We start from the raw sequence: 26,546 nt of genomic DNA, 5'->3' as shown, positions 1-26,546 counted from the left end.
CGGTCGGCGTACCAAGACGGCTTCGACCGTACCGTGCGGGAGCGGTTCCCCGCCGCACCACCGGCGCCCGCCACCCCCGGGTACTGTGGATCGAATGACCAGCTCGCGGAATCGGGAGGCGCGCGTGGCGGCAGACACCGGCCCGGCGGACAGCGGCCGCGGCGCGCCGCGCACCCTCGCCGAGGAGTTGCGCACCCGCCCCGACGACGCCCTCGCCACGTTGCTGCGCGCCCGCCCCGACCTGCTGTCCCCGGTCCCCAACGACCTCACCCAGCTCGCCACCCGCGCCGGGACCCGCGCCTCGGTCGTACGGGCGGTGGAGCGGCTGGACCGGTTCGCGCTCCAGACCGCCGAGGCGCTGGCGGTGGCGCCCGACCCGTGCCCGTACGAGACGCTGCGCGACCTGATGACGGGGACGGGCGAGGAGTCGGGCCCGCCGGTCGAGGCGCCCCTGCCCGCCGCGTCGCGCGCGCATATCGCCGCCGAGCTGCCGCGCGCCGTGGCCACCCTGCGCGGCCAGGCTCTCGTCTGGGGCGGCGACGACCGGCTGCGGCTGGTCCGCACCGCCCGTGAGCTGCTGGCCCCCTCCGCCACCGCACCGTCTCCGACCGGGCTCGGCCCCACCGTCCACGAGGCCGCGTCCGGGATGTCGCCGGGCCGCCTCCAGGAGCTGCTGGCCGCGGCCGGACTGCCGCCCACCCATGACCCGGTGACGGCCCTGGCCGCCCTGGCCGGGCTGTTCGCCGACCGCGCGCGGATGGCGGCGCTGCTGGCCCAGGCGCCCGAGGGTGCCCATGCCGTGCTGGCCAAGCTGGTCTGGGGTCCGCCGTACGGCGAGGTGTCCGTGGCCTCGCCGACCCCGCCCGTCGCCTGGCTGCTGGACCGCGGGCTGCTGCTGCCGTCCGGGCCGCGCAATGTGGTGCTGCCCCGCGAGGTCGCCCTCCGTCTGCGCGGCGGCCGGGCGCACCGCGCCCCCGAACCGCTGCCCCCGCCGCTGCCGCCCGCCGCCGAACACCGCCCAGAGGCTGTGGACAGCACCGCCGCGGGCCAGGCGTTCACCGCGCCGGCCACCGTCGAGGAGCTGATGGGCCAGTGGGAGAGCGCCCCGCCGCAGGTGCTGCGCGCGGGCGGGCTGAGCGTGCGCGACCTCAAGCGGACCGCCGCCGTCCTCGATGTGACCGAGCAGATCGCCGCCTTCTGGATCGAGCTGGCGTACGCGGCCGGACTGCTGGCCTCCGACGGCGAGACCGACGAGCGCTTCGCACCCACCCCCGCCTACGACGAATGGCTGCGGCTGGCCCCCGAGGAGCGGTGGGCCGGGCTCGTCTCCGCCTGGCTCACCGCGACCCGTACGGCGGGCCTGGTCGGCGGCCGTGACGCCAAGGGCCGTACGCTCGCCGCGCTCGGGCCGGACCTGGACCGCTCACCGGCCCCCGAGGTGCGCCGCCGGCTGCTCACGCTGCTCGCGACGCTCCCGGCCGGGGCCTCGGCGGACATCGACGGGCTGCTGGCGCGGCTGCGTTGGGAGCGGCCGCCGCACCGGAGCGCCGCGCCCGCTGTCCCGGCACCCTCGGGTCCCGCGGGCGCCTCGGGCTCCTCGTCGGCGTCCGGCGCTGGTTCGGTTTCCGGTTCCGGTCCGAGTTCCGTTTCCGGTTACGGTTCCGGTTCCGGTTCCGGTTCCGGTTCCGGTGACGATCTGCGGTCGCGGCTGGCCCGCTGGACCCTCGCCGAGGCCGAACTCCTCGGCATCACCGGCCGCGCCGCCCTCTCCTCCCACGGCCGCGCACTCCTCGGCCTGCCCCCGGAGGGCCCTTCACCGAAGGGAACGGAGACCACGGCCGAGCAGCCGACCACCCCCGCCGAGACGGCCACCGCGACCGCGAAAGCCGCCCGCATGCTCGCCCCGCTGCTCCCCGAACCCCTGGACCACGTCCTCCTCCAGGCCGATCTGACCGCCGTCGCCCCCGGCCCCTTGCAGCGACCGCTCGCCGCGATGCTGGGCGTGCTGGCCGAAGTCGAGTCCAAGGGCGGCGCCACGGTCTACCGCTTCACCCCCGCCTCCGTACGCCGTGCGCTCGACGCCGGCCGTACCGCCGACGATCTGCACACCTTCCTCGCCGCGCACTCCCGCACCCCGGTACCCCAGCCGCTGGCGTATCTGATCGACGACGTGGCCCGTAAACACGGCCATCTGCGGATCGGCGCCGCCTCCGCGTATCTGCGCTGCGACGACGACGCGCTGCTCGCCGAGATCCTCGCCGACCGCCGCTCCGCCGCGCTGCGGCTGCGCCGTCTCGCCCCCACCGTGCTGGCCTCCCAGGCCCCGCCGGACGCGCTGCTCGACGGACTGCGCGCCATGGGGTACGCACCGGCGGCCGAATCCGCCGAGGGCGATGTGCTGATCACCCGCGCCGAGGCCCGCCGCACCCCGCCCCGTACCGCGCCCACACCGGTGCCGGACGGCCCGCCGAGGCCCGACACCACCCTCCTCGGTGCCGCCGTACGCGCCATCCGCGCCGGGGACCTCGCCGCCACCGCGCCCCACAAGCCGGTACCGGCGGCAGCGGGCGCGGCCACCGACGGGGCCGGGGCCGCCACCGGCGCGTCCGGCCGACTGCCGCGCACCACCTCGGCCGACACCCTCGCCACCATGCAGGCCGCGGCCCTCACCGGCTCCGCCGTCTGGATCGGCTACGTCAACGCGGACGGCGCGGCCAGCCAGCGGGTCATCGCCCCGGTCCGGGTCGAGGGCGGCTTCGTCACCGCGTACGACCACACCGCCGACGAGGTCCGCACCTACCCGCTGCACCGCATCACGGGCGTCGCCGAACTGGCCGACGAGGCCGGATAGCTCACGCCGCGGACGAGGACGAGGGCTTGGTCCAGCGGTGCCACCAGTGGTGGCGCCGGGGGTGCAGCGCGCGGCCGAGCAGCCGTCCGATCAGGACGTAGCCCAGCAGGGCACCACTCGTATTGAGGATCACGTCGTCGACGTCAAAGGCACGGCCCTCGACGATCAGTCCCTGGGCCGTCTCGACCATCACCATCACCAGCCCGGTCACCAGCACCACCCGCACCGCGCCCCGCGCCCTCGGCATCAGCATCGGCAGCAGCACCCCGAAGGGCGCGCCGAGCAGCACATTGCCGCCGATCTGCTTGACCGTGTCCTGAAAGGCGGGCTGGTCGAGGTACGCGCGCAGCGAGGCACCCGGACGCAGATTGGTGTGGACGAGGTCGGAGGAGCCCGGTGAGGGCACGAGCGTGGCCCTGGCGAGCGCCACCGCGAAACCGACCATGCAGACGAACGCCAGCAGCAGCACCAGCACGCGTGCGGCTTGTGCCCACAGCGAATCGCGCTGGAGCGGCGGTCGCGTAGGCGTCGGCTCCGGCTTTGCCTCCGTCTTCGCGGACACCGCCCGCGTGGTCTTGGCCGCCGTCGCCGCCTTGGCCGCTGTCTTCTTGGCCGGTGTCTTCGTCGCCGCCGCCTTCTTGGCCACCACCTTCTTGGTGGTCGTCTTCTTGGCGGTCGTCCTCTTAGCCGTGTCCGTCGTCGTCTTCTTCGCCGCCGCCGTCGCAGCCTTCGTGTTCTTCGTCGTCGCGTTCTTCGGAGTCTGCTTCGGGGTCTGCTTCGGGGTCTTCTTCGCACCGGTCGTCTTTGCCACGCCGGTCGTCCGGATCTCCCACCCGGCGATTGTGACCACAGGGACCAACCTCCCACCGCTGTTCTCTGTCCCCGCTTGCCCTTGGCGGTGGGGAGTATCCCTGTGGCTCTGCGCGACCCCTTCGCTACATCCCCCCGCCGTTTCCGCCCGATGAGGGACACTGGTTCTTTGGCCACCCGGCCGCCCTCGCCCCGGCCCGCCCGGCGGACACCAGTGACACTCGGAAGGATCCAGGCGCGTGAACGGACCCCTCATCGTCCAAAGCGACAAGACGCTCCTGCTCGAGGTGGACCACGAGCAGGCAGACGCCTGCCGCCGCGCCATCGCGCCCTTCGCCGAGCTGGAGCGCGCGCCCGAGCACATCCACACCTACCGGGTGACCCCGCTCGGGCTGTGGAACGCCCGAGCCGCCGGGCACGACGCCGAGCAGGTCGTCGACGCCCTCGTCGAGTACTCCCGCTACCCCGTACCGCACGCCCTGCTGGTCGACGTCGCCGAGACGATGGCCCGCTACGGCCGGCTGCGGCTGCTGAAGCACCCCACCCACGGTCTGGTCCTGGAGACCAGCGACCGCCCGGTGCTGGAGGAGATCCTGCGGTCCAAGCGGATCCAGCCGCTGGTCGGCGCGCGGATCGACCCGGACACGGTGGTCGTCCACCCCTCCGAGCGCGGCCAGATCAAGCAGACGCTGCTGAAGCTGGGCTGGCCCGCCGAGGACCTGGCCGGATACGTCGACGGCGAGGCCCACCCCATCGAGCTGCACGAGGACGGCTGGGCGCTGCGGCCGTACCAGAAGCAGGCCGTCGAGGGGTTCTGGCACGGCGGCTCCGGTGTGGTCGTCCTCCCCTGTGGCGCCGGAAAGACGCTGGTCGGGGCGGGTGCGATGGCCACCGCCAAATCGACCACGCTGATCCTGGTCACCAACACCGTCTCGGCCCGCCAGTGGAAGCACGAGCTGGTGCGCCGCACCTCGCTCACCGAGGACGAGGTCGGTGAGTACAGCGGTACGAAGAAGGAGATCCGCCCGGTCACCATCGCCACGTACCAGGTGCTGACCACCAAGCGGAAGGGCATCTATCCGCACCTGGAGCTGTTCGACTCCCGCGACTGGGGCCTGATCGTCTACGACGAGGTGCATCTGCTGCCCGCCCCCGTCTTCAAGTTCACCGCCGACCTCCAGGCGCGGCGGCGGCTCGGTCTGACGGCCACACTCGTCCGCGAGGACGGCCGTGAGTCCGATGTCTTCTCCCTCATCGGGCCCAAGCGCTTCGACGCGCCCTGGAAGGAGATCGAGGCCCAGGGCTATATCGCGCCCGCCGACTGCGTCGAGGTCCGCGTCAATCTGACGGAGACCGAGCGGCTGGCGTACGCCACAGCCGAGCCCGAGGAGAAGTACCGCTACTGCGCCACGACCGACTCCAAGCGCAGGATCACCGAGGCGCTGGTGGCCCGGCACCGGGGGCAGCAGACGCTGGTGATCGGTCAGTACATCGACCAGCTCGACGAGTTGGGCGAGCATCTGGACGCGCCGGTCATCAAGGGCGAGACGACCAACGCCCAGCGCGAGAAGCTCTTCGACGCCTTCCGGCAGGGTGAACTGTCGGTGCTCGTGGTCTCGAAGGTCGCCAACTTCTCGATCGATCTTCCCGAGGCCACGGTCGCCATCCAGGTGTCCGGCACCTTCGGCTCCCGCCAGGAGGAGGCCCAGCGGTTGGGCCGGGTGCTGCGTCCGAAGGCGGACGGCCATCCGGCGGTCTTCTACTCGGTGGTCGCGCGGGACACGATCGACCAGGACTTCGCCGCGCACCGTCAGCGGTTCCTGGCCGAGCAGGGGTACGCGTACCGGATCGTGGACGCGAACGAGCTGCTGGCGGACGAAGGCACGTAGGGGCGCACGCTGTTGGCTGGCGCGCTGTTGGGGACGCGCGCTGTTGGGCGGTGCTCAGTGTCTGGGTATCGTCACGCCCCGCGCGTCGTCCGCGTACGAGCCGAGCACGGCGACGCTGAACGCCGTGGTCGCGAAGATCCGTACCGCGCGGAGGGCTTGGCCCACCAGGTGGCGGGGGTGGGTGGCGGCGGCCGCGGGGCCGTCCTGGACAGTGCTTGCGGTGGTGCTGATGGCTGCGGTGGTCATGGTTTCAAGCATGCTGCGCCGGAGGCACCACGGCATCGACCTGCCGGTGTAATCGGCACGTACCGACGTACGACCCCAGGGCCATGCAGCCCCCTACGGGGGGAGGAGTCCAACCCTGAGGCGGACCCCTGCCACGGGATGACCTGCGGGTGCACGAAGCGGTGGCCGGCGCGTCAAAAAACCGTTCGCGACCGCGATCCGCCCTGGCTACAATCGCGCGTCTGCCGCCTCCCGATCATGGGGAGAGCCGCCGCCCGGTCGGAAACTGGTCGGCATCTCGAGCTCGTCGCACCTTTCTTCACTCGCTTTGCTGGACCCCGCCGGAGGCTACGCCGTGCCCTCGCACGCCCCTGACCCGACCGACCCGTCCGATCTGGCCGACCCGTCGGACCCGTCCGACCCGCTCGCCCGGGAACGCTCCCACCTCGCCGCGTCCCGCGCGGCCCTGCGCGCCATGCGCGCCGACGTCGAGGCCCTCGACCTCCGCGACGTCACCGCCAACTGGGTCAACTCCGAAGCGCTGCAACACCAGGTCGAGGAGCGCATCAAGGCGCTCGCCGACCTCGCCGACACAGCGCTCTTCTTCGGCCGTCTGAACTATCTCCACGCCCCAGGCGCGGAGGCGGTGGAGGGGACGGAGGAGGAGCGGCTCGCCGCGGGAGGCGGCTCATCGGACACGTTCTACATCGGGCGGCGGCATGTGCACGACGCCGACGGCGACCCCATGGTCATCGACTGGCGCGCCCCCGTCTCCCAGCCCTTCTACCAGGCGTCGAAGAAGGCGCCGATGGACATCGCACTGCGCCGCCGCTTCGGCTACACCGGTGGCGAGTTGACCGCCTACGAGGACGAGCACCTCAGCGACCCGGCCGAGGCCGAGCACTCCAGCAGCCTGCTCCAGGCCGAGATCGAGCGCCCGCGCGTCGGGCCGATGCGGGACATCGTCGCGACGATCCAGCCCGAGCAGGACGAAATCGTCCGCGCCGGAATCGGTGGCACCGTCTGCGTCCAGGGGGCGCCGGGCACCGGGAAGACGGCGGTGGGCCTGCACCGGGTGGCGTATCTGCTCTACGCGCACCGTGAGCGACTGGCCCGCTCCGGCACCCTTGTCATCGGCCCGAACCGCTCCTTCCTCCACTACATCGAGCAAGTCCTCCCGGCGCTTGGTGAGTTGCAGGTCGCCCAGGCGACCGTGGATGACCTGGTCGCGCATGTGGAGGTGCGCGGCACCGACACCGCCGAAGCGGCCCGCCTCAAGGGGGACGCCCGGATGGCGGAGGTGCTGCGCCGCGCGCTGCGGTCGCATGTGACCACCCCGGCCGAGCCCTGTGTGGTGGTGCGCGGCTCCCGCCGCTGGCGAGTGCCCGCGTACGAACTGGAGGAGATCGTCGAGGAGTTGCTCGCCCGCAATATCCGCTACGGCGCGGCCCGTGACGCCCTGCCGCAGCGGATCGCCCACGCGGTGCTGGTCCGCATGGAACAGGGGGGCGAGGCGCCCGACGACCGGGTCCAGGACGCGGTGGCCCGCAACACGGCGGTCAAGGCGACGGTGAAGGCGATCTGGCCCGCCGTCCACCCGGCGAAGCTGGTCCTGCGGCTACTCTCCGACGCCGACTTCCTGGCCGAGCACGCGGACGGGATCCTCGACGCCGATGAGCAGAAGGCCGTGCTGTGGGCCAAGCCCGCCCGCGGTGTGAAGTCGGCGAAGTGGTGCGCGGCGGATACGGTGTTGATCGACGAGGCGGCCGATCTCATCGAACGCACCCACTCCCTCGGCCATGTGGTCCTGGACGAGGCGCAGGACCTGTCCCCCATGCAGTACCGCGCGGTCGGCCGCCGCTGCACCACCGGCTCGGCCACGATCCTCGGCGACCTTGCCCAGGGCACCACCCCCTGGGCGACGGCCAGTTGGCAGGAGGCCCTGACCCATCTGGGCAAGGCGGGGGCCGCGGTGGAGGAGCTGACCCAGGGCTTCCGGGTGCCGCGCGAGGTCATCGCGTACGCCTCCCGCCTGCTGCCGGACATCGCCCCCGGCCTGACCGAGGCCACCTCCATCCGCGAGGCGGCGGGCGACTTCGCCGTGCGGCAGGTGGACCCGGCAGGGCTCGACGACGCGGTCGTGGCGGCCTGCCGGGAGGCGCTGACGCACGAGGGCTCGATCGGTCTGGTCGCCGCGGATGCCCGGATCCCGGTGCTGGCGGAGCGGCTTGCCGCGGCGGGGCTGACGTATCTCGCACCGGGCGAGGAGACCAGCGCGGAGGCCCGGCTCACCCTGGTCCCGGCGACGCTGGCGAAGGGCCTGGAGTACGACTACGTGGTACTGGACGAACCGGCGGCGGTCGTTGACGGTGAACCGGACGAACGGACCGGGCTGCGGCGGCTGTACGTGGCACTGACGCGGGCGGTGTCGGGGCTGACGGTGGTGCATGGGGCGGGGTTGCCGGAGCGGTTGCGGTAGGGGTGGGTGCGGAGCGGTTTGGGTGCGGGTGCGGGGCCGGGGCCTCCGGGGCGGGGCCTGGACCGTCTATTTACGGCGCCGGTGCCCGGAGAAGTCTGCTGAACCCCAGATTGGCGCCACAAATAGCACGAGAGCGTCCAGGCCCCCACCCCTGCCGACCCCGCCCCCTCCTCGCCGTCGCCGTCTGCCCGTTCAACCCACCGGAACGGGAACGTCCAGCGCGCTGCGCCACTGGCTGACGGCGGCGGCGTCCACGGGACCGTCCCATCCGTCGGGGCGGGCGGCACTGCCGATGTGGAAAGCGTCGATCCGCGCGGTGCGGAGGGCGGGCAGATGGCCGAGGTGCAGTCCGCCACCGGCCATGATGTGCGGCTCGTAGCCGGGCAGACCGGTACGGGCTGCCTCGACGAGGAGCGTGGGCAGCCCGTCGTCGATGCCGAGGGCCGACCCGGCGGTGAGGTAGGTGTCCAGACCGGGGAGGTCGGCGAGCTGCTTGCGGAGCGCGTCGCGGTCGGCGGCACGGTCGATGGCGCGGTGGAAGGTCCAACGGCTCTCGTCGACGCCGGGCCCGGCACCGATGACGTCGGCGAGAGCGCGGACGGCGGCGAGATCAACGTCGCCGGTCTCGGTCAGGAACCCGAGAACGAACTCATCGGCCCCCTCGGAGCGGAGGGCGGCGGCGCTCCCGCAGAGGGCGTCGAGGGCGGCGGCGTCCCCGGCGGCGAAGCCGTCGGAGGCGCGGAGCATCACCCGCACCGGAATGTCCACGGCCGACCGCACGGCGGCGAAGGTCTCACGGGAAGGGGTGAGCCCATCGGCGGCCATGTCGGTGACCAGCTCGAGGCGGTCCGCCCCACCGGCCTGTGCGGCGATCGCGTCCGCAGGGTGGAGCGCGATCACCTCGAGAATTGGTCTAGACATGCTCTTCAGCTTGCCACACCCCACCCGGGACGAAACCGGTACCCCACAATTGGCTCATGTCCGCCCCTGCGCGCCACCCCGCCCATGACACCCTGCTCGCCCGCTGGACGACCCTGCTCACCAGCGCCCGCGAGGTCACCGAGCCCGCTGCGGCCCCGTACGGCGAAGACCTGCTCGCCCGCTGGGCCGAACCCCAGCGCCGCTACCACACGACGGACCACCTGATCGCGGTGCTGGACCGGATCGACGAGCTGCTGGCCCAAGTCGCGGCCCCCGACCCCGACGCGATCCGCCTCGCGGCCTGGTTCCACGACGCGGTCTATCTGCCCGAGCGCTCGACGAACGAGGACCGCAGCGCGCGAGTGGCCGAGCGGGCGCTTCCGGAAGCGGGCGTCTCCGAGGCCCGTACCGAGGAGGTGGCCCGTTTGGTCCGCCTCACCACCGACCACGATCCGGCCACCGGCGACACCAACGCCGAAGTCCTCTGCGACGCCGATCTGGCCGTGCTGGCGGGCTCCCCCGAGGAGTACGGCGCCTACGCTGCCGCGGTGCGGGAGGAGTACGGCTTCGTCCCCGACGACACCTTCCGCGAGGGCCGGGCCAATGTGCTGCGCCATCTGCTGGGCCTGCCCCGGCTGTTCCGTACCACGGTCGCCCACGACCGCTGGGAGGAGACGGCCCGGCGCAACATGGCGACGGAGCTGGAGCTGTTGGAGGCGTAGGTTTGCCCCCTCCCCGCTCTAGCCTCCGTCGCCATGCGACACCGGACCACCTTTCACAAAGTGGCCCTGTTCGCCACACGAATCGGCATGACGCGCGAAGCCGAGGGCTGGTTCGGGTAAGAGCAGCAGGGTCAGGCGACAGGGAACTCGCCGCGTATGACGGCGGAGACGAACGACGACCAGCCCTGTGCCGAGAGGATCAGCGCTGGGCCGTGCGGGGACTTGGAGTCGCGGACCGGGACGGTGCCGTGGGTCTGGGCGAAGGTGCGGGAGAACTCGACGCATTGGCCGCCGTTGGCGTCGCTGTACGAGGACTTGCTCCACTCGGCAGCGGTGAGATCCAAGTCAGCACTCATGCGCGGTACTCCTTCGCCAGGGTCTTGATCAGGGTCAGTGATCGATCCGGGGACAGCGCATGCGCCCTGAGCAGATCATAGTCATCCAGGGCTGAGGCGACCGTCCGAGGAGAGTCGTGCATTCTCCCTCCTACCCGGGTCTCCGTGTACAGCACCGTGGGCGAGTCCGGGAAGCGCAGCAAGGTGAAGGGCTTCGTGGAAGCGGCTGGAGCACCTGCGGAGAACGGCAGGACTTGAAGCGTGATGTGGAGTGACGCGGCAGCCGTCAACAGGTACTCAAGTTGCCCGCTCATGACGTCGGCACCGCCAACCACTGTTCGCAGGCAGGCCTCGTTCAGGATGACCCACAGGAGCGGCGGAGTCTCCATCTCGAACACGTCACGCCGACTCAGACGCGCTGCGACCTTGCCCTCGATCACCTCGGCTTCTTCCTGCGAGAAGTACGCGCGGAAGATGGCCCCTGCGTAGTCCTTCGTCTGAAGGATGCCGATCACGAGGTTCGCCGAGTAGTCCAGTACCCGCGACGCCTTGCGCTCCAGGTTGAGATACGGGGTGAACCACGAGGGGTGATCGCCCTCGTCAATCCTCCGGAGCATATCCGCGAACAACTGCCCCGTGCCGAAAGCGGTGTCGCAGCCCTTGGCGAACTTCTCACTCGGTCTGGGCAGAAGCTTCCCGGCTTCCACTCGGCTGACGTACGCCTCCGAGTAGCCGGCGGCCTGGCCCAGGCGCTTCTGCGTGAGCTTGCGGGCGAGACGCACCTGCTTGACGTCACGACCGAAGCGCTGGAGCGGATTTAAGTGAGCGGGTGGGGTCGTCTCGTCCAACGCTGTGACCTCTCGCTATGTGATCACGGCCAGCGTCGCAGCAGGTCGCAGACTTGCACGCTGTCGTTCAAGGCGTCTCATTCTATTGGCCGTCGCGTTGCCCTGGTCACCAATTGACTACACACGGTGCCCATTCGGGGTCTCCGGGGAACAGCTGAGTGGAGCTGATGTCATGAACGGCCTACGCCTTCTGCCATGGTCCAGCCCAGAGGGCAAGCCCTGCTACTTGTCGACTGACGACGACAACAGCCGGTTGAGCCTGAAGGCAGACGAGATCGAGGCACTTCAGCTCGACATGGGCGCCCAACTGCTCGGGCACGCCAGGGCGCTGCTCGACGATGAGAGGGTAGGCGTCGGAGAACTTCGCTTCCTGGCCCGCCGACTGGTCGAGGCGCTGACGGACGCATTACGGGTCGCCGAGAGCAGGGGTGGACGGCTCCTTGCGCCCGTCGAAAACGACACCGATGAGTTGGACAACGACCACCGCCGGGACGTTGGCTCCGCGCCTGAGATCCCTGCTGACGTCGTGGCCCCTCAGTGACAACCCGGGTAGCGGACCGGCCGACGGCACTCCGGAGCCTCAGCGGGTGGCGGCTGGCCATTGAGTGCGTAGCACAGGGCGGTGTGCAGGTGTTCAGCCGAGACAGGCGTCAAGCGGAGTTCGGCGGTGCCGACGCGGTGAATCACATCTCGCTGTCCGTCTTCCGCTTCGATGACCAGTCGCTCGTGACCCCGCACCTGGCTCGGCTCGTCGGGCATGACTCACCGCTGATGCATCTCCGGCGGAAGGCGGACGGCGGGATGTTCTCGCGGTTCGCGGAGCACGCCGAAGAGTTGTGGTCCGGTGGCGTACCCGTCCCGGCGGAGCGGACACGGTAGCTGCCGGGAAACCCGCTCGGGGATGGAATGCCCGAGCCCCAGGCCGTGTTGTGCCCGGCATGTCCTCGCACGTCAGCGCTCGCGCCCCCATGCCCGTCGCCGTCTACGTCCTCGGGCTGTCCGTCTTCGCGCTCGGGACGTCCGAGTTCATGCTGTCCGGGCTGCTGCAACCCGTGGCGCGGGACATGGGGGTGTCGATTCCGACGGCTGGGCTGCTGGTGTCCGCGTTCGCGGTCGGGATGGTGGTGGGGGCGCCGGTGCTGGCGGCGGCCACGTTGCGGTTGCCTCGGCGGACCACGCTGATCGCGTTGCTCGCCGCCTTCGGGCTCGGCCAGGTGGCGGGGGCGGTGGCGCCGTCGTACGGGGTGCTGTTCACGTCGCGGGTGGTGAGCGCGCTGGCGTGTGCCGGGTTCTGGGCGGTGGGCGCGGCGGTCGCGGTGTCGCTGGTGCCGGTGAACGCGCGGGCGCGGGCGATGGCGGTGATGGTCGGGGGCCTGAGCATCGCGAACATCGCGGGGGTGCCCGCGGGGGCTCTCCTCGGGCAGCACGCCGGGTGGCGCGCCGCGTTCTGGGCGGTGGCCGGGCTGTCGGCGCTGGGTCTGGTGGGCGTGGTCGCGCTGGTGCCCCGTACGGAGGTGCCGACCGGTGAGGACACCCCCCGGCTGCGGAACGAGCTGCGGATCTACCGCGACCGGCAGGTCTGGCTCGCGCTGATCAGCACCGCGCTCAACGGCGGCGCCGTCTTCTGCCTGTTCTCGTACCTCGCACCGCTGCTGACGGAGGTGGCCGGGCTCGCGGAGAGCTGGGTGCCGACGGTGCTGGCGCTGTTCGGGGTGGGGGCGCTGATCGGTACGGCGCTCGGCGGGCGGATCGCGGACGCCCATCTGTTCGGCACGATGTACGTCGGCATAGCGGCCTCGGCCGCCGTCCTGGCCGTGCTGGCGCTCACCGCGCGGTACCCCGTCGCGGCCGTGACCCTCGCGCTGCTGCTGGGGTTCACCGCCTTCTTCACCGCGCCCGCGCTCAACGCCCGGATGTTCAACGTGGCAAACGCCGCCCCGACGCTGGCGGGCGCGACCACGACCGCCGCCTTCAACATCGGCAACACGGTCGGCCCGTGGCTGGGCGGACTCGTGATCAGCGCGGGCTGGGGCTATCCGGCGGTGGCCTGGACCGGTGCGGTGATGGCCACCCTCGCCATCGGGACGACCGCACTCGCCTCCCGGATCCACCAGGCGGAGAGCGGCTCCCGGGTCGTCATGGGGGCGACCGCGGCGCGGGACGCGGAGTCCGCGCGCGCCACGCACTGATACGCGGCGCCGTTCCCGCCAACGAGAGTCCGCTCACCGGCGAGGTGCCCCTGCCGGCAAGGTCCTCACCACGGGTGCGTCCTCTCACCACAGGCGCGCCCCCATCCCCGACGCCCCCCGTCGTGACGGGGGCCCGCCGCGGGGGCGTCCCTTACGCCCCCGCCGCGCGCCGCCGCTTCGGGCGGCGCAGACCCGCCGCCGTCAGCCGTCGCAGCAGCTCCTTGCTGCCGACCTCCTCGGCCCCGGCCCGGACCGCCGCCTCGTAGAGCTCGCTCGGGATGTCGTAGTGGTCCCGTTCGAAACCGCGGCGGGGCGCGCCGATCCGGGACGCGAACGCGTGGAGCTCGTCGTACGAGACATCGCTGACCAGGTGCGACCACATCCGGCCATGGCCCGGCCAGGACGGCGGGTCGATCAGTACGGCCATCAGAGGGTGGTTCCGAGCGAACCCACGCGCGCCACCGCGACCGCCGTCTTGCCGCACACCCAGTGTGGATCCGGGCCCAACTCCGGCTCCACGTCGAGGGCGTGGAGATCGCCGCCCTCGGTGCAGACGGGGCACAGCGGCCAGCGGCCGTAGCGCTCCAGCAGGGCGTCCTGGACGTCCTGGGCGACCAGTCCGGCCACATACGCGGCACCCTCCGGCCACTGCTCGACCCACCACCGCCGGTGCGCGATCGCATCCTCGACCAGCGAGACGATGTCCGCCTGGGCGACATTTCCCGCTGCGAGATCGGCCAGGACGAGCGCACGCGCCGCGTGCAGTGCGTGTTCGAGCTTCATGGGTCCCATTGTCACCTTTGCTTCATTCTGGTGCCTTCCCATCACCCTCCGTAGACACTCCGCCGGTGGGGCGCGGGGCGCCGGCAGGGTGTCGAAGGGTTGACGGACACCAGGAGCGGAAATACTTTTCAGATGTGAGCAGTAAGCTGAAGGAAACTTTCACCCCGTCCGAGGCCCCCGCTCCCGCACCGGCCGCCCTCGCGGCGAAGGTCCGTACGCTGGCTCCCTCCATGACCCGATCCATGCAGCGCGTCGCGGAGACCGTGGCCGGTGATCCGGCCGGTTGCGCCGCGCTCACCGTCACCGCGCTCGCCGAGCGGACGGGTACCAGCGAAGCCACCGTCGTACGCACCTCCCGGCTGCTCGGCTACCCCGGATACCGCGATCTGCGCCTCGCCCTCGCCGCGCTGGCCGCGCAGCAGGCGGCCGGACGGGCCCCGGCCGTCACGGCGGACATCGCGGTCGACGACCCGATCCCCGATGTGATCACCAAGCTGGCGCAGGAGGAGCAGCAGTGTCTGGCGGACACCGCCGCCGCACTGGACACCAGCCAGCTGGAGGCGGCCGTCTCGGCGCTCGCCACCGCCCGCCGGATCGATGTCTACGGTGTGGGCGCTTCCAGCCTGGTCGGCCAGGACCTGGTCCAGAAACTCCTGCGCATCGGGCTGATAGCCCATGCCCACGCCGATCCGCATCTCGCGGTCACCAACGCCGTGCAGCTCCACTCGGGCGACGTGGCCATCGCGATCACCCACTCGGGCCGCACCACGGACGTCATCGAACCGCTGCGGGTCGCCTTCGAACGCGGGGCGACCACCGTCGCGATCACCGGACGGCCGGACGGCGAGGTGGCGAGTTACGCGGACTTCGTCCTCACCACCTCCACCGCCCGCGAGAGCGAGCTGCGCCCGGCGGCCATGGCCAGCCGGACCAGTCAGCTGCTGGTGGTGGACTGCCTGTTCATCGGGGTCGCACAGCGTACGTACGAGTCCGCGGCGCCCGCGCTGTCCGCCTCGTACGAGGCGCTCGCCCACCGGCACGACCCGCGCCCCGGCCACCGCTGACCACCGCTGACCACAGCCCGCACGGAAAGAGCCGCTTCGCATGACTTCCGCCGCCGACCAGAGCCAGGGCCAGGGCCCGGCACAGCTCCGGGCCCAGCTGGACACCCTCACCACCGAGGCGTTCCGTCCCGAACTCGCCGAGATCGACCGGCTCAAGACGCTGGAGATCGCCCGGATCATGAACGGGGAGGACGCCGCCGTCCCCACCGCCGTCGCCGCCCAGCTCCCCAAGATCGCCGCCGCCATCGACGACATCGCGGCCCGGATGTCCCGCGGTGGCCGGTTGCTGTACGCGGGCGCGGGCACCGCGGGGCGGCTCGGGGTGCTCGACGCGAGTGAATGCCCGCCCACCTTCAACACCCCGCCGGGGCAGGTCCTCGGTGTGCTCGCGGGCGGGCCGGAGGCCATGGTGACCTCCGCCGAGGGAGCGGAGGACAGCAAGGAGCTGGCCGCCGGGGACCTCGACCGGCTCGGGGTGGGCGAGGCCGACACGGTCGTCGGCATCTCGGCCTCCGGCCGCACCCCGTACGCCGTCGGCGCGGTCGAGCACGCCCGCGCCAAGGGCGCGCTCACCGTCGGGCTGTCCTGCAACGCGGGCTCGGCGCTCGCCGCGGCGGCCGACCACGGCATCGAGATCGTGGTGGGGCCGGAGCTGGTCACCGGCTCGACCCGGCTGAAGTCGGGCACCGCCCAGAAGCTGGTGCTCAACATGATCTCGACGATCACCATGATCCGGCTGGGCAAGACCTTCGGGAATCTGATGGTCGATGTGCGCGCTTCCAACGAGAAGCTGCGCGCACGCTCGCGCCGGATCGTCTCGCTGGCCACCGGCGCCCCGGACGAACGCATCGAGAGCGCGCTCGCGGCCACGGACGGCGAGACCAAGAACGCCATCCTCACCATCCTGGGTGAGGTGGACGCGCCGACCGCCGAGAAGCTGCTCGGCGAGGCGGGCGGCCATCTGCGCGCGGCTCTGGAGGCAGCCCGGGCGCGCTGAGTGCTCCGCGGGAAGTGCCGCGAGGTGCCGTCATTCGTCCGCGGCGGCGTCGTGGCCGGCCACGCCCATGCGGCGGAGCCGCACATCGACACAGCCCCGCGCCCCCTCGGGGCGCACCCGAAGCGCACCGGACGTCAGCGAGTCCGCTTCGGCCTTGCCCGTCGGGCCAGGCCAACGGACCGGAGAAACGCCGTCGGGGCGGCACCCCTGGGAGAGGGTGCCGCCCCGACGTACTCAGGACGGTTCGACCGACGAAGACGTCGATCAGAAGTCCATGTCACCGCCCGGCATACCGCCCGGAGCGCCCGCCGCGGCGGCCTTCTCCGGCTTGTCGGCGATGACGGCCTCGGTGGTCAGGAACAGCGCGGCGATCGACGCGGCGTTCTGAAGCGCGGAGCGCGTGACCTTGGCCGGGTCGATGATGCCCTCGGCGATGAGGTCCACGTACTCGCCGGTGGCCGCGTTGAGACCGTGGCCCGGGGTCAGGTTGCGCACCTTCTCCACCACGACGCCGCCCTCGAGACCGGCGTTGACCGCGATCTGCTTCAGCGGGGCCTCGAGCGCCAGGCGGACGGCCTGGGCACCGGTGGCCTCGTCGCCCTCGAGCTCCAGCTTCTCGAAGACCGACACGGTCTGGAGCAGGGCCACGCCACCACCGGCGACGATGCCCTCCTCGACGGCGGCCTTGGCGTTGCGCACCGCGTCCTCGATGCGGTGCTTGCGCTCCTTGAGCTCGACCTCGGTCGCGGCACCGGCCTTGATGACGGCCACGCCGCCGGCCAGCTTCGCCAGGCGCTCCTGGAGCTTCTCGCGGTCGTAGTCCGAGTCCGAGGACTCGATCTCGGCGCGGATCTGGTTGACGCGGCCCTGCACCTGCTCGGTGTCGCCGGCGCCGTCCACGATCGTGGTCTCGTCCTTGGTGACCGTGATCTTGCGGGCGCGGCCGAGCAGGTCGATGCCCGCGTTCTCCAGCTTGAGGCCGACCTCCTCGGAGATGACGGTGCCACCGGTGAGGATGGCGATGTCACCGAGCATGGCCTTGCGGCGGTCACCGAAGCCCGGGGCCTTGACGGCGACGGACTTGAAGGTGCCACGGATCTTGTTGACGACCAGGGTCGCCAGGGCCTCGCCCTCGATGTCCTCGGCGATGATCAGCAGCGGCTTGCCGGACTGCATGACCTTCTCGAGCAGCGGGAGGAGGTCCTTCACGCTGCTGATCTTCGAGTTGACGATCAGGATGTACGGGTCGTCGAGCGACGCCTCCATACGCTCCATGTCCGTCGCGAAGTACGGGGAGATGTAGCCCTTGTCGAAGCGCATGCCCTCGGTGAGCTCGAGCTCGAGCCCGAAGGTCTGCGACTCCTCGACGGTGATGACGCCTTCCTTGCCGACCTTGTCCATCGCCTCGGCGATGAGCTCACCGATCTGGGTGTCTGCGGCGGAGATGGAGGCGGTGGAGGCGATCTGCTCCTTGGTCTCCACGTCCTTGGCCTGCTCGAGCAGCTGGGCGGAGACGGCCTCGACGGCCTTCTCGATGCCGCGCTTGAGGGCCATCGGGTTGGCGCCCGCGGCGACGTTGCGGAGGCCCTCCTTGACCAGCGCCTGGGCGAGGACGGTCGCGGTCGTCGTGCCGTCACCGGCGACGTCGTCCGTCTTCTTCGCGACCTCCTTGACCAGCTCGGCGCCGATCTTCTCGTACGCGTCCTCGAGCTCGATCTCCTTGGCGATGGATACACCATCGTTGGTGATCGTGGGGGCGCCCCACTTCTTCTCGAGGACGACGTTACGGCCCTTGGGGCCGAGGGTGACCTTGACGGCGTCGGCGAGCTGGTTCATCCCGCGCTCGAGGCCGCGCCGCGCCTCCTCGTCGAACGCGATGATCTTGGCCATGTGAAGTGGTCCTCCCAAGACTTAGGGGGTACCTCCCAGGCCGTTAGGCCGTGGGGGCGGATTGCTCCGGACCGCGCTGGCGCCCGCGACGGACGGCCTGCCTGCCGTGCGGTTCCTTGCCCCGTACAGCATTGGCGGGCCTCACCGACCCGGTCCTTCTGTCACTCTCACTCGGAGAGTGCTAACGCAATGATTAGCACTCGCCCCATGAGAGTGCAAGCGCCCGAAGGGCATCCATGGGGGGTGGTGGTCGGGTGACGGGTGGGCGCAAGCACCCGTAGGGCGTCGATGAGGGGTGGTGGTCGGGTGACGGGTGGGCGCAAGCGCCCGAAGGGCATCCATGGGGGGTGGTGGTCGGGTGACGGGCGGGCGCCAACGCCAGAGGGCCCGCACCCCCGTCGGGGTGCGGGCCCTCTGACACTTCAGTCAGCTGCGTCGCGTCGGCGCGTCAGCCAACGGCCACGCGGACCATGTCGGCCTGCGGGCCCTTCTGACCCTGCGAGATCTCGAACTCCACCCGCTGGCCTTCCTCGAGGGTGCGGTAGCCGTCCATCTGGATCGCGCTGTAGTGGACGAACACGTCCGCACCACCGTCGACCGCGATGAAGCCGTACCCCTTCTCCGCGTTGAACCACTTGACGGTGCCCTGAGCCATTCCTAACTCCCCTATTGCTGGCCCTTTTTGCGCAGGACCGCACTCCGCGGACCCGGGTCAGACCTCACCCCCCGGTCAGGAGGGTGTGCGCCGGAACGCGTCGACCGCCGCTGAATGTATCCGTCCCAACGCCCTGTGCAACAGGTCAATCGGACGAGAATTCTGGGCGCGGCCGATGGGCCAAAAGTGAAGGATTCTCACGAAGGGGGGACAACTCGGGCCGGACATAGGGCACCAACCCGACAAATCATGCTCACATTTCGCGCACAACTTGACGGGTTCCGTATGCGGTTCCAGCCTTCGGCCAGTTCGGAATCAGGCCAACTGTATCGCGATTCCACACACGGAATCACCCCGTCCGCTTTTCTCCGGACGGGGTGATTCCGATAGTGAAAAGGTGATCAGGGGTCAGCAGCCGCCCGCGACCGCCGGGATGATCGAGACCCCGGCGCCGTCCGGAGTGGCCGTGGCCAGGCCGTCCGCGAAACGCACATCGTCGTCGTTGACGTAGACGTTCACGAAGCGGCGCAGCTTGCCGGTGTCGTCCAGGACCCGCGCGGAGATGCCCTGGTGGTTCTTCTCCAGGTCCGCCAGAACCTCGGCGAGGGTCGCGCCCTCGGCGCTCACCTCGGCCTGACCGCCGGTGTAGGTGCGGAGGATGGTCGGAATTCGGACATTGACGCTCATACGAGTCCAGCCTCTCGGAACGAGTCAAGGGTGGGGCGGATGGTGGCGGAGGGGCCCGTGGTGGGGGCTACCGCGTCGAGGGTCTTGAGGCCGTCGCCGGTGTTGAGGACGACGGTCGTCAGGGCCGGGTCGAGGAGCCCGTCCTCGATCAGCTTCTTGGTCACGCCGACGGTGACCCCGCCCGCGGTCTCCGCGAAGATCCCCTCGGTGCGGGCCAGCAGCTTGATGGCGTCGACGACCTGCTCGTCGGTGACATCCTCCACGGCCCCGCCGGTGCGGCGCGCGATGTCCAGGACATACGGGCCGTCCGCCGGGTTGCCGATGGCCAGCGACTTGGCGATGGTGTTCGGCTTCTGCGGACGCACCACGTCATGACCGGCCTTGAAGGCGGCGGAGACCGGGGAGCAGCCCTCGGCCTGGGCGCCGAAGATCTTGTAGGGCCGGTCCTCGACCAGGCCGAGCTGGATCAGCTCCTTGAGCCCCTTGTCGATCTTGGTGAGCTGGGAGCCCGAGGCGATCGGGATGACGATCTGGTCCGGGAGCCGCCAGCCGAGCTGCTCGCAGATCTCGTAGGCCAGGGTCTTGGAGCCCTCGCCGTAGTACGGCCGCAGATTGACGTTGACGAAGCCCCAGCCCTCGCCCGCCGGATCGCCGATCAGCTCGCTGCAAAAGCGGTTGACGTCGTCGTAGGTGCCCTCGATACCGACCAGGTCACCGCCGTAGACGGCGGCCATGACGACCTTGCCCGCCTCCAGGTCGTGCGGGATGAAGACGCAGGAGCGGAAGCCCGCGCGGGCGGCCGCGGCGCCGACCGCGCCCGCGAGGTTGCCGGTGGAGGAGCAGGACAGGGTGGTGAAGCCGAAGGTGCGGGCGGCCTGGACGGCGATGGCGACGACCCGGTCCTTGAAGGAGTGGGTCGGGTTGCCGGAGTCGTCCTTGATGTGCAGCTCACCGGTGACACCGAGTTCACGGGCGAGGTTGTCGGCCTTGACCAGCTTGGTGAACCCTGGATTCAGGCTGGGTGTGTCCGCCACGTCCGCCGGGACGGGAAGGAGCGGGGCATAGCGCCAGATGTTGTTCGGACCGGCCTCGATCCGCCGGCGCAGGCCCTCCGGGTCGCCGGTCGGCAGTTCATACGCGATTTCGAGGGGGCCGAAGCACGCCGTACACGCGAAGATCGGGCCGAGGTCGAAGCGCTCACCGCATTCGCGACAGGACAGCGCGACGGCGGGGCCGAAGGAGGGCGTGGGCGACGTGGACGCCGGGGAAGCGGCGGGGGAAGTGGTTGAGCTTTCGACGGATTGCACAGCCATGGAGGCGAGGCCCTTTCTCCTCATCTTCCTCGGGACGCATTTCGCCACGAGCCGGAATTGGCACCTTCCCTAGCTGGGAGCCTCGCTACGAGAACGAGACCAGCTGGAGGGTTGCCGGGGCTTCAACGGGCCGTTCCCTCTGCCCCTCTGGATGAGCGGTATGGCACCGGGCTCGGGCCCGGGCGTTTGTCCGCGCGATGGGCGCCATACAGCCGGGTCGACCCCGACATATGACGGTCATGCGCGTTGTTCAAGACTGTAACCGAAGGCCCGGAGGGTTGAGACAGCCGTCCGAAGCGCGAGATGGATCACAGCGGGGATCACAAGTGATCACAGCAGCAGGGAGACAGACAGGTGCTGGATGAGGTGGAGCGCTGGCTGGACCGCCGCTCCTGGTCGGCCGACGACCGTCCGCTGGACCGCCTGCTGGCCGCCAAGCATGCCACGGGCAGCGCGGTGAGCGTGGTGCTGCCCGCGCTGAACGAGGAGTCGACGGTCGGGGAGATCGCCGCGGTGATCCGCCGTGAGCTGATGGACGGGGCGGCGCCGCTCGTCGACGAGCTGGTCGTGCTGGACTCCGGCTCCACCGACCGCACCGCGGAGGTCGCCGCGGCGGCCGGTGCGACGGTGATCCACCGCGACTCGCTGCTGCCGCGGCTGCCCGCACTGCCGGGCAAGGGCGAGGTGCTGTGGCGTTCCCTGCTGGCCACCAGCGGCGAGATCGTCTGCTTCATCGACGCCGATCTGCGGGAGTTCGAAGCGCGCTTCGTCTCCGGGATCGTCGGTCCGCTGCTGACCGACCCGGAGGTGCAGTTGGTCAAGGGGATGTACGACCGGCCGCTGGGCGACGCGGCCGGACAGGGCGGCCGGGTCACCGAGCTGGTCGCGCGTCCGCTGCTGAATCTGCACTGGCCGCTGCTGGCCGGATTCGTACAGCCGCTGGGCGGGGAGTACGCGGCGCGGCGCTCGCTGCTGGAGCGGCTGCCGTTCCCCGTGGGGTACGGGGTGGAGCTGGGGCTGCTGGTGGACTCGCTGCACACGGTCGGCCTCGACGCGCTGGCCCAGGTGGACATCGGGGTGCGCAAACACCGCCACCAGGACGGGCAGGCGCTGGGCCGGATGGCCGCGGCCATCTACCGCACGGCGCAGCTGCGGCTGGCCCGCGGCCATCTGGTGCGGCCTCGGCTGACCCAGTTCGACCGGGGCGAGAACGGCTTCGAGCCGCGTACCTCGGCCGTGGACACCGAGGAGCGGCCGCCGATGATCGAGATCCCGGAGTACGCGGAGCGGCGGGCGGCCTAAGCGCTCCGCGGGAGGTGCCGCGAGGTGGGGTCGTTGGTCCGCGGCTGCGTCGTGGCTGGTCGCGCCCACGCGGCGGAGCCGCACATCGACACAGCCCCGCGCCCCTTCGGGGCGCAACCGAAGCGCACCGGACTTCAGCGAGGTCGCTGAGAACCGGGCCGCCCCACGGGCCGCGTACGCCCTGCCGGACGCCGCGTACGCCCAACGGGCCGAGAAACCGCACGCACGTTTGCGCGGTGTGCCCGATGGCTAGGCTCGCGACATGGCTGCCCCGCGCACTGCCCAGATCCTCGTCGCCTCCAACCGCGGCCCGGTCTCGTACGCGCTGGGTGAGGACGGCTCGATCTCCGCCAAGCGCGGCGGCGGCGGGCTGGTCTCCGGCCTCAGCGCGATCGGCCCGGACGCCGGTGCGGTGTGGGTGTGCTCGGCGCTCGGCGACGGCGACCGGGAGGCGGCCCGGCGCGCCGGGAGCGGTCATCTGGACGCCGCCGACACCGGCGGGCAGCAGGTGCGGATGCTGGACATCGCGCCGGATGTATTCGCCGCCGCGTACAACGGCGTGGCCAACTCGGTGCTGTGGTTCGTCCACCATCTGCTCTACCAGACCCCGGTGGAGCCGGTCTTCGACGCGGAGTCCGCCGCCCAGTGGGCGGCCTTCGAGACATACAACACGGCCTTCGCGGACGCGCTCGCCCAGGAGGCGGCCGAGGGCGCGGTGGTGCTGGTGCAGGACTACCACCTGGCCCTGGTGCCGGGGCTGTTGCGGGATCGCCGCCCCGATCTGCGGATCGGCCACTTCTCGCACACCCCGTGGGCCCCGCCGGACTACTACCGGCTGCTGCCGGACGATGTGGCGGAGGCGGTGCTGCGCGGCATCCTCGGCGGTGACCGCGCGGCGTTCCTCACCGAGCGCTGGGCCACGGCCTTCGCCGACTGCTGTGCGGCGGTGCTGGGTGCCGAGATCGTCCGGGACGGCGGCGGCACGGCCACGGCGGTGCGGTTCGAGGGGCGGGAGACCCGGCTCGGGGTGCACGGCCTGGGCGCGGACGCGGAGTTCCTGCGTGAGCGATCACGCGCGGCGGATGTGGACGAACGGCTCTCCACGCTGCGGGCGCAGATCGGCCCCGGCCGGAAGACGATCGTCCGGGTGGACCGCACCGAGCTGTCCAAGAACATCGTGCGGGGGCTGCTGGCCTACCGGCGGCTGCTGGAGATCCACCCCGAGTGGCGCGAGCGCGTGGTCCATGTGGCGTTCGCCTACCCCTCGCGCCAGGACCTCGCCGTCTACCGCGACTACACGGCCCGGGTGCAGGCCGTGGCGGATGAGATCAACGCGGAGTTCGGCACGGAGGGCTGGCAGCCGGTCGCCCTCCATGTGAAGGACGACTTCGCCCGCTCCCTCGCCGCCTACCGGCTGGCCGACGTGGCGCTGGTCAACCCCATCCGGGACGGGATGAACCTGGTCGCCAAGGAGGTGCCGGTCGTTTCCGAGCGGGGATGCGCGCTGGTGCTGTCCCGCGAGGCGGGGGCCTACGCGGAGTTGGGCGAGGACGCGCTGGTGGTGAACCCGTACGACGTGGAGGGCACGGCGGCGGCGCTGCACGAGGCTCTGCGCATGGACGACGCCGAGCGCGCCGACCGCACCGGACGCCTCGCCGCGGCGGCCACGGCGCTGCCCCCGCAGCAGTGGTTCCTGGCCCAGCTGCGGGCGCTGGAGGCGTAGCGGCCACCCGGCCCGGCCGATCCGCGCCCGGGAGCTCGACCGGCCGCCAGGCGGCCACCGCCTCCGTGACCTCGCCGGGGGCGGTCCCGAGCGGGATCCGGGCCGGGCGCCCGGGGCACGGCCGGAACGAGGCGGGCCGTGGGACGGCCCCGAGCATGGCTGGGCGGACCGGCCTCTCGGGAGGCCATGCGCACCCGCCTGCCGGGCGCGGCGGCAGCGCCCCGAGGGGCGGCTACCCCCGGCGCGCGGCCGTCGCCAGCGCGTCCAGCAGGGACACCACGCCCGCCGGGCCGTCGACCACCAGGTCGGCGCGGTCCGCCAGTTCGGTCACCTCCGTGCTGCCGCTGCACACCAGGACGCCGCGGAGGCCCTCGTCCCGCAGCCGCTCCACAGCGGCGAAGGCGGCCAGGTCGCCGAGGTCGTCGCCCGCGTAGAGGACGGTGTCGGCGCCGGTGGCACGGATGTGGTCGGTGAGGGCGACGCCCTTGTCCATACCGGGCGGGCGCAGCTCCAGCACCAGGCGGCCCGGTTCGACGATCAGCCCGTGGCGTTCGGCCAGCGCGTACAGCGGGGCACGCAGCCTTTCGAAGGCGGCGTGGGGGTCCTCGGCGCGGCGGGTGTGGACGGCGACGGCGCGGCCCTTGTCCTCGGTCCACAGGCCCCGCCCGCCGCCGTGGGCGTCGAGCACGGCGGGGAGTTCGGCCTTGACGGCGGCGACGCCCGGCGGCGGCGCGGGGGCCCTGAGCTCGCCGTCCGCCGCCTCCCAGCGCTCGGCCCCGTAGGCACCGAGCACCACCAGACCGGCCAGCTCCTCGACCCCGGCGAAGCCGCCGTAGTCCACCGCGACCCGGGCCGGACGGCCGGTGATCACGGCGACGGAGCGCAGCAGCGGGGCGAGGCGGGCGAGCGCGGGGACCGCGCCGGGATGGGCGCGGGCCTGGTCGGGGTCGGGGACGATCTCGGCGAGGGTGCCGTCGAAGTCGAGCCCGACGACGGCGCTGCCGGGCCGCTCGAGGAGGGCGGCGAGGCCCTCGCGCCCGGCGGCCGTGGTCGGTTCGGGAAGGGGGTGGCTGCCCATGCCGGTGACCCTACCCAGCCGGGCGCCCGGTCAGCGGCGCATCCGCCGCTCGTCCCGCACACGGCGCAGGCGGTTGACGGTGACGGGGTCGTGCTCCAGCGCCCGGGGATCGTCCAGCAGCGCGTTCAGCAACTGGTAGTAGCGGGTCGGGGAGATGCCGAGTCGCTCGCGTATCGCGCGCTCCTTGGCGCCGGGGGCCGACCAGCCGCGCCGCTCCAGGGCGAGCACGTCCCGGTCCCGGTCCGACAGCCCGCCCGGCTCGGCGCCCGGCTCCGGCTCCGGCTCCGGCTCGGCCTCCGGCTCCGGCTCCGGCTCCGGCTCCGGCGCGGCGTCTCCCGTCACCTCCGTCATGCCCCCGAGTTCTCCATCGCGTCGGCCGCGCGCTGGATCTCGCCCAGCACGCTCGCCGGGTCGCCGCCCTTGGCCACCGTCGAACCGATCTTCTCCTTGATCAGCTTGCTGACGGTCGCCCAGGAGGTCTTGTCCGACGGGTAGAACTCGGCGCTCTCCAGCTCGCCCAGGAAGCGCCACAGCGACTTGTACTCCCGGTCGCGGAGCATCGTCTCCTGGACGGCGGTGGTCACGGGCAGCAGATCGTACTGGGTGGCGAAGTCGAGCACGTTTTCGTCGCTGTAGACGAAGTCGAGGAAGCTGCCGATCTCTTCACGGTGGCCGTGGGTGTTGAAGGCCATCAGCCAGTCGGCGACGCCCATCGTCGAGCGGGACTTGCCCTTGCGGCCGGGCAGCGCCGCGGTGCCGTAGCTGATGCCGTGGCCGGACGCCTGCTGCATCAGGGTGGGGTGTCCGTTGAGCATGCCGACCTCGCCGCGGGTGAAGGCGTCGAAGACGTCCTGCCGGTCGGTACGGGCCGGGGAGCGGGGGCCGGTGAGGCCCTTGCCGACCAGCTCGTCCCGCAGCCATTCGAGGGTCTCGATGTTCTGGGCCGAGTCGATGGTGTAGCTGCTGTTGCCGTCGGTGTAGCCGCCCCCGCCGCCGAGCATCCACATCATGGTCTCGGCCTGGGTCTCCTCGGGGCCGAGGGGCAGGCCGTACGGGATGCGCACCCCGATCCCCTTGAGGGCCTCGGCAGCGTCCTTCAGCTCGGCCCAGGTGCTGGGCGCGTCGGATATCCCGGCCTGGTCGAAGAGCTTCTTGTTGTAGAAGAGCAGCCGGGCGCTGGCGACGAAGGGCAGCCCGTACTGCACCCGGTTGACCTCGCCCGCGTGGGCGATCGAGGTGATGAACCCGGCCTGGGTGGGGATGGAGAGCATCTGGTCGGCGCGGTAGAGCTTGCCGTCGGCCGCGTAGTCGGCGTACGCGCCGATCTGGGCGATGTCGGGGGCGTCACCGGCCTTGACCATCTCGGCGACGCGCTTGTCGACCTCGGTCCAGCTGTAGACCTTGACGTCGATCTTGACGTTGCTGTGCTTGCTCTCGTAGGCGCGGGCCATCTTCTCCCATGCCTTCTGGGAGCTGTTGGCGGCGCTGTCGCCGTAGTCGGCGGCGACCACCTTGAGGGTGACCTCACCCCCCGAGCCGCTGCCGCCGCCGCAACCGGTCAGCACCGGCGCCGTGGTCGCCACCGCGACTCCAGCCGTCGTCAGACCCAAGAACCGTCGCCGCTGCACCGCTGCTTCCCACCCTGTTTGGCTTGATTCATCCCCGGGGTTGATCCCCCGGGGTCCCCCGGGGTTCGCCCCCACGGTCGAGCGAGTCTGCCTTGCAAACCTCCACAAGGTCTACACCATGGGCATATCGCTTCGGTATCGGGGCTCCGCCTTCCCA

The 26,546-nt window shown here is 71.4% G+C and carries 24 protein-coding genes, 1 pseudogene and 1 riboswitch; of the genes and pseudogenes, 11 read left to right on the top strand and 14 right to left on the bottom strand.

The features are described from left to right. Positions 1-94: 94 nt before the first annotated feature. Positions 95-2,851 carry a helicase C-terminal domain-containing protein gene (locus JK363_RS01390; RefSeq protein ID WP_201870625.1) on the top strand — a complete coding sequence of 919 codons (2,757 nt, stop codon included), beginning with the start codon at positions 95-97 and terminating at the stop codon, positions 2,849-2,851. Between the two features lies 1 nt (position 2,852). Here the strand turns inward: JK363_RS01390 and JK363_RS44110 are convergent, their stop codons facing one another. Then, a complete protein-coding gene (locus JK363_RS44110) occupies positions 2,853-3,662 on the bottom strand; it encodes a VanZ family protein (RefSeq protein WP_307821534.1) in 810 nt (269 codons plus the stop codon). Between the two features lie 238 nt (positions 3,663-3,900). Here JK363_RS44110 and JK363_RS01380 point away from each other — a divergent pair, with 238 nt between their 5' ends. Then, entirely contained in the window at positions 3,901-5,550 is a 1,650-nt protein-coding gene (locus tag JK363_RS01380) for a DNA repair helicase XPB (RefSeq protein WP_201870624.1), read from the top strand. A gap of 54 nt (positions 5,551-5,604) precedes the next feature. Here JK363_RS01380 and JK363_RS01375 read toward each other — a convergent pair whose 3' ends face one another. Next, complete coding sequence (locus JK363_RS01375; RefSeq protein WP_201870623.1) at positions 5,605-5,796, bottom strand: hypothetical protein; 192 nt, start codon at positions 5,794-5,796, stop codon at positions 5,605-5,607. Between the two features lie 334 nt (positions 5,797-6,130). On the opposite strand from JK363_RS01375, the gene JK363_RS01370 reads away from it, so the two are divergent. Continuing rightward, the gene (locus tag JK363_RS01370) at positions 6,131-8,254 is read left to right on the top strand and encodes a HelD family protein (protein WP_201870622.1); all 2,124 of its coding nucleotides are present in this window, start codon (positions 6,131-6,133) and stop codon (positions 8,252-8,254) included. Positions 8,255-8,446: 192 nt separating this feature from the next. Here JK363_RS01370 and JK363_RS01365 read toward each other — a convergent pair whose 3' ends face one another. Beyond that, complete coding sequence (locus JK363_RS01365) at positions 8,447-9,175, bottom strand: copper homeostasis protein CutC (RefSeq protein WP_201870621.1); 729 nt, start codon at positions 9,173-9,175, stop codon at positions 8,447-8,449. Between the two features lie 56 nt (positions 9,176-9,231). On the opposite strand from JK363_RS01365, the gene JK363_RS01360 reads away from it, so the two are divergent. After that, entirely contained in the window at positions 9,232-9,897 is a 666-nt protein-coding gene (locus tag JK363_RS01360; protein ID WP_201870620.1) for an HD domain-containing protein, read from the top strand. A gap of 131 nt (positions 9,898-10,028) precedes the next feature. Here the strand turns inward: JK363_RS01360 and JK363_RS01355 are convergent, their stop codons facing one another. Beyond that, on the bottom strand, positions 10,029-10,253 hold the full coding sequence (locus tag JK363_RS01355) for a DUF397 domain-containing protein (protein WP_201870619.1): 225 nt from the start codon (positions 10,251-10,253) through the stop codon (positions 10,029-10,031). Further along, on the bottom strand, positions 10,250-11,080 hold the full coding sequence (locus JK363_RS01350) for a helix-turn-helix domain-containing protein (RefSeq protein WP_201870618.1): 831 nt from the start codon (positions 11,078-11,080) through the stop codon (positions 10,250-10,252). The genes JK363_RS01355 and JK363_RS01350 overlap by 4 nt, the downstream gene beginning before the upstream one ends. Before the next feature lie 226 nt (positions 11,081-11,306). Here JK363_RS01350 and JK363_RS01345 point away from each other — a divergent pair, with 226 nt between their 5' ends. The 3 genes and pseudogenes from JK363_RS01345 to JK363_RS01335 all read left to right on the top strand — a co-directional run bounded on the left by JK363_RS01345 (position 11,307) and on the right by JK363_RS01335 (position 13,269). Further along, on the top strand, positions 11,307-11,621 hold the full coding sequence (locus JK363_RS01345) for a hypothetical protein (protein ID WP_372444688.1): 315 nt from the start codon (positions 11,307-11,309) through the stop codon (positions 11,619-11,621). Between the two features lie 131 nt (positions 11,622-11,752). Then, a pseudogene (locus tag JK363_RS01340) lies at positions 11,753-11,959 on the top strand (XRE family transcriptional regulator); the annotation flags it as partial. Positions 11,960-12,048: 89 nt separating this feature from the next. Then, a complete protein-coding gene (locus JK363_RS01335; RefSeq protein WP_201870900.1) occupies positions 12,049-13,269 on the top strand; it encodes a Cmx/CmrA family chloramphenicol efflux MFS transporter in 1,221 nt (406 codons plus the stop codon). 151 nt (positions 13,270-13,420) lie between these two features. On the opposite strand, the gene JK363_RS01330 is transcribed toward JK363_RS01335, so the two are convergent. Both JK363_RS01330 and JK363_RS01325 read right to left on the bottom strand, forming a co-directional pair. Next, entirely contained in the window at positions 13,421-13,696 is a 276-nt protein-coding gene (locus JK363_RS01330; RefSeq protein ID WP_201870617.1) for a DUF4031 domain-containing protein, read from the bottom strand. Beyond that, positions 13,696-14,052, bottom strand: coding sequence for a DUF8819 family protein (locus JK363_RS01325; protein WP_201870616.1), 357 nt, complete (start codon positions 14,050-14,052; stop codon positions 13,696-13,698). Before JK363_RS01325 ends, JK363_RS01330 begins: the two co-directional genes overlap by 1 nt. A gap of 134 nt (positions 14,053-14,186) precedes the next feature. On the opposite strand from JK363_RS01325, the gene JK363_RS01320 reads away from it, so the two are divergent. Continuing rightward, a complete protein-coding gene (locus tag JK363_RS01320; protein WP_201870615.1) occupies positions 14,187-15,116 on the top strand; it encodes a MurR/RpiR family transcriptional regulator in 930 nt (309 codons plus the stop codon). Positions 15,117-15,156: 40 nt separating this feature from the next. Continuing rightward, complete coding sequence (gene murQ / locus JK363_RS01315; protein ID WP_201870614.1) at positions 15,157-16,113, top strand: N-acetylmuramic acid 6-phosphate etherase; 957 nt, start codon at positions 15,157-15,159, stop codon at positions 16,111-16,113. A 264-nt stretch (positions 16,114-16,377) separates the two neighbouring features. On the opposite strand, the gene groL is transcribed toward murQ, so the two are convergent. From groL to thrC, 4 genes are all read right to left on the bottom strand, one after another. Further along, complete coding sequence (groL, locus tag JK363_RS01310) at positions 16,378-18,003, bottom strand: chaperonin GroEL (protein ID WP_201870613.1); 1,626 nt, start codon at positions 18,001-18,003, stop codon at positions 16,378-16,380. A 448-nt stretch (positions 18,004-18,451) separates the two neighbouring features. Beyond that, complete coding sequence (locus JK363_RS01305) at positions 18,452-18,658, bottom strand: cold-shock protein (protein ID WP_009716982.1); 207 nt, start codon at positions 18,656-18,658, stop codon at positions 18,452-18,454. Positions 18,659-19,066: 408 nt separating this feature from the next. Continuing rightward, positions 19,067-19,345 (bottom strand): MoaD/ThiS family protein, encoded by a 279-nt coding sequence (locus JK363_RS01300; RefSeq protein WP_201870612.1) that lies wholly within the window; start codon positions 19,343-19,345, stop codon positions 19,067-19,069. Continuing rightward, on the bottom strand, positions 19,342-20,658 hold the full coding sequence (gene thrC / locus JK363_RS01295; protein ID WP_201870611.1) for a threonine synthase: 1,317 nt from the start codon (positions 20,656-20,658) through the stop codon (positions 19,342-19,344). The genes JK363_RS01300 and thrC overlap by 4 nt, the downstream gene beginning before the upstream one ends. Before the next feature lie 17 nt (positions 20,659-20,675). Continuing rightward, a riboswitch (SAM riboswitch) is annotated at positions 20,676-20,816 on the bottom strand. A gap of 196 nt (positions 20,817-21,012) precedes the next feature. Between thrC and JK363_RS01290 the strand changes: the two genes are divergently transcribed. Both JK363_RS01290 and JK363_RS01285 read left to right on the top strand, forming a co-directional pair. Continuing rightward, the gene (locus JK363_RS01290) at positions 21,013-21,960 is read left to right on the top strand and encodes a glucosyl-3-phosphoglycerate synthase (RefSeq protein ID WP_201870610.1); all 948 of its coding nucleotides are present in this window, start codon (positions 21,013-21,015) and stop codon (positions 21,958-21,960) included. A gap of 262 nt (positions 21,961-22,222) precedes the next feature. Beyond that, on the top strand, positions 22,223-23,683 hold the full coding sequence (locus tag JK363_RS01285) for an alpha,alpha-trehalose-phosphate synthase (UDP-forming) (protein WP_201870609.1): 1,461 nt from the start codon (positions 22,223-22,225) through the stop codon (positions 23,681-23,683). 232 nt (positions 23,684-23,915) lie between these two features. Here the strand turns inward: JK363_RS01285 and otsB are convergent, their stop codons facing one another. The 3 genes from otsB to JK363_RS01270 are packed head-to-tail and all read right to left on the bottom strand — an operon-like array spanning position 23,916 to position 26,389. After that, a complete protein-coding gene (otsB, locus tag JK363_RS01280) occupies positions 23,916-24,761 on the bottom strand; it encodes a trehalose-phosphatase (RefSeq protein ID WP_201870608.1) in 846 nt (281 codons plus the stop codon). A 30-nt stretch (positions 24,762-24,791) separates the two neighbouring features. Further along, on the bottom strand, positions 24,792-25,112 hold the full coding sequence (locus JK363_RS01275) for a DUF3263 domain-containing protein (RefSeq protein ID WP_201870607.1): 321 nt from the start codon (positions 25,110-25,112) through the stop codon (positions 24,792-24,794). Beyond that, complete coding sequence (locus JK363_RS01270) at positions 25,109-26,389, bottom strand: extracellular solute-binding protein (RefSeq protein WP_201870606.1); 1,281 nt, start codon at positions 26,387-26,389, stop codon at positions 25,109-25,111. Before JK363_RS01270 ends, JK363_RS01275 begins: the two co-directional genes overlap by 4 nt. Positions 26,390-26,546 lie beyond the last annotated feature (157 nt).

Source organism: Streptomyces coffeae, assembly GCF_016741875.1.
Taxonomy (GTDB): Bacteria; Actinomycetota; Actinomycetes; order Streptomycetales; family Streptomycetaceae; genus Streptomyces; species Streptomyces coffeae.
This window is presented reverse-complemented; position numbering and strand designations above follow the sequence as displayed.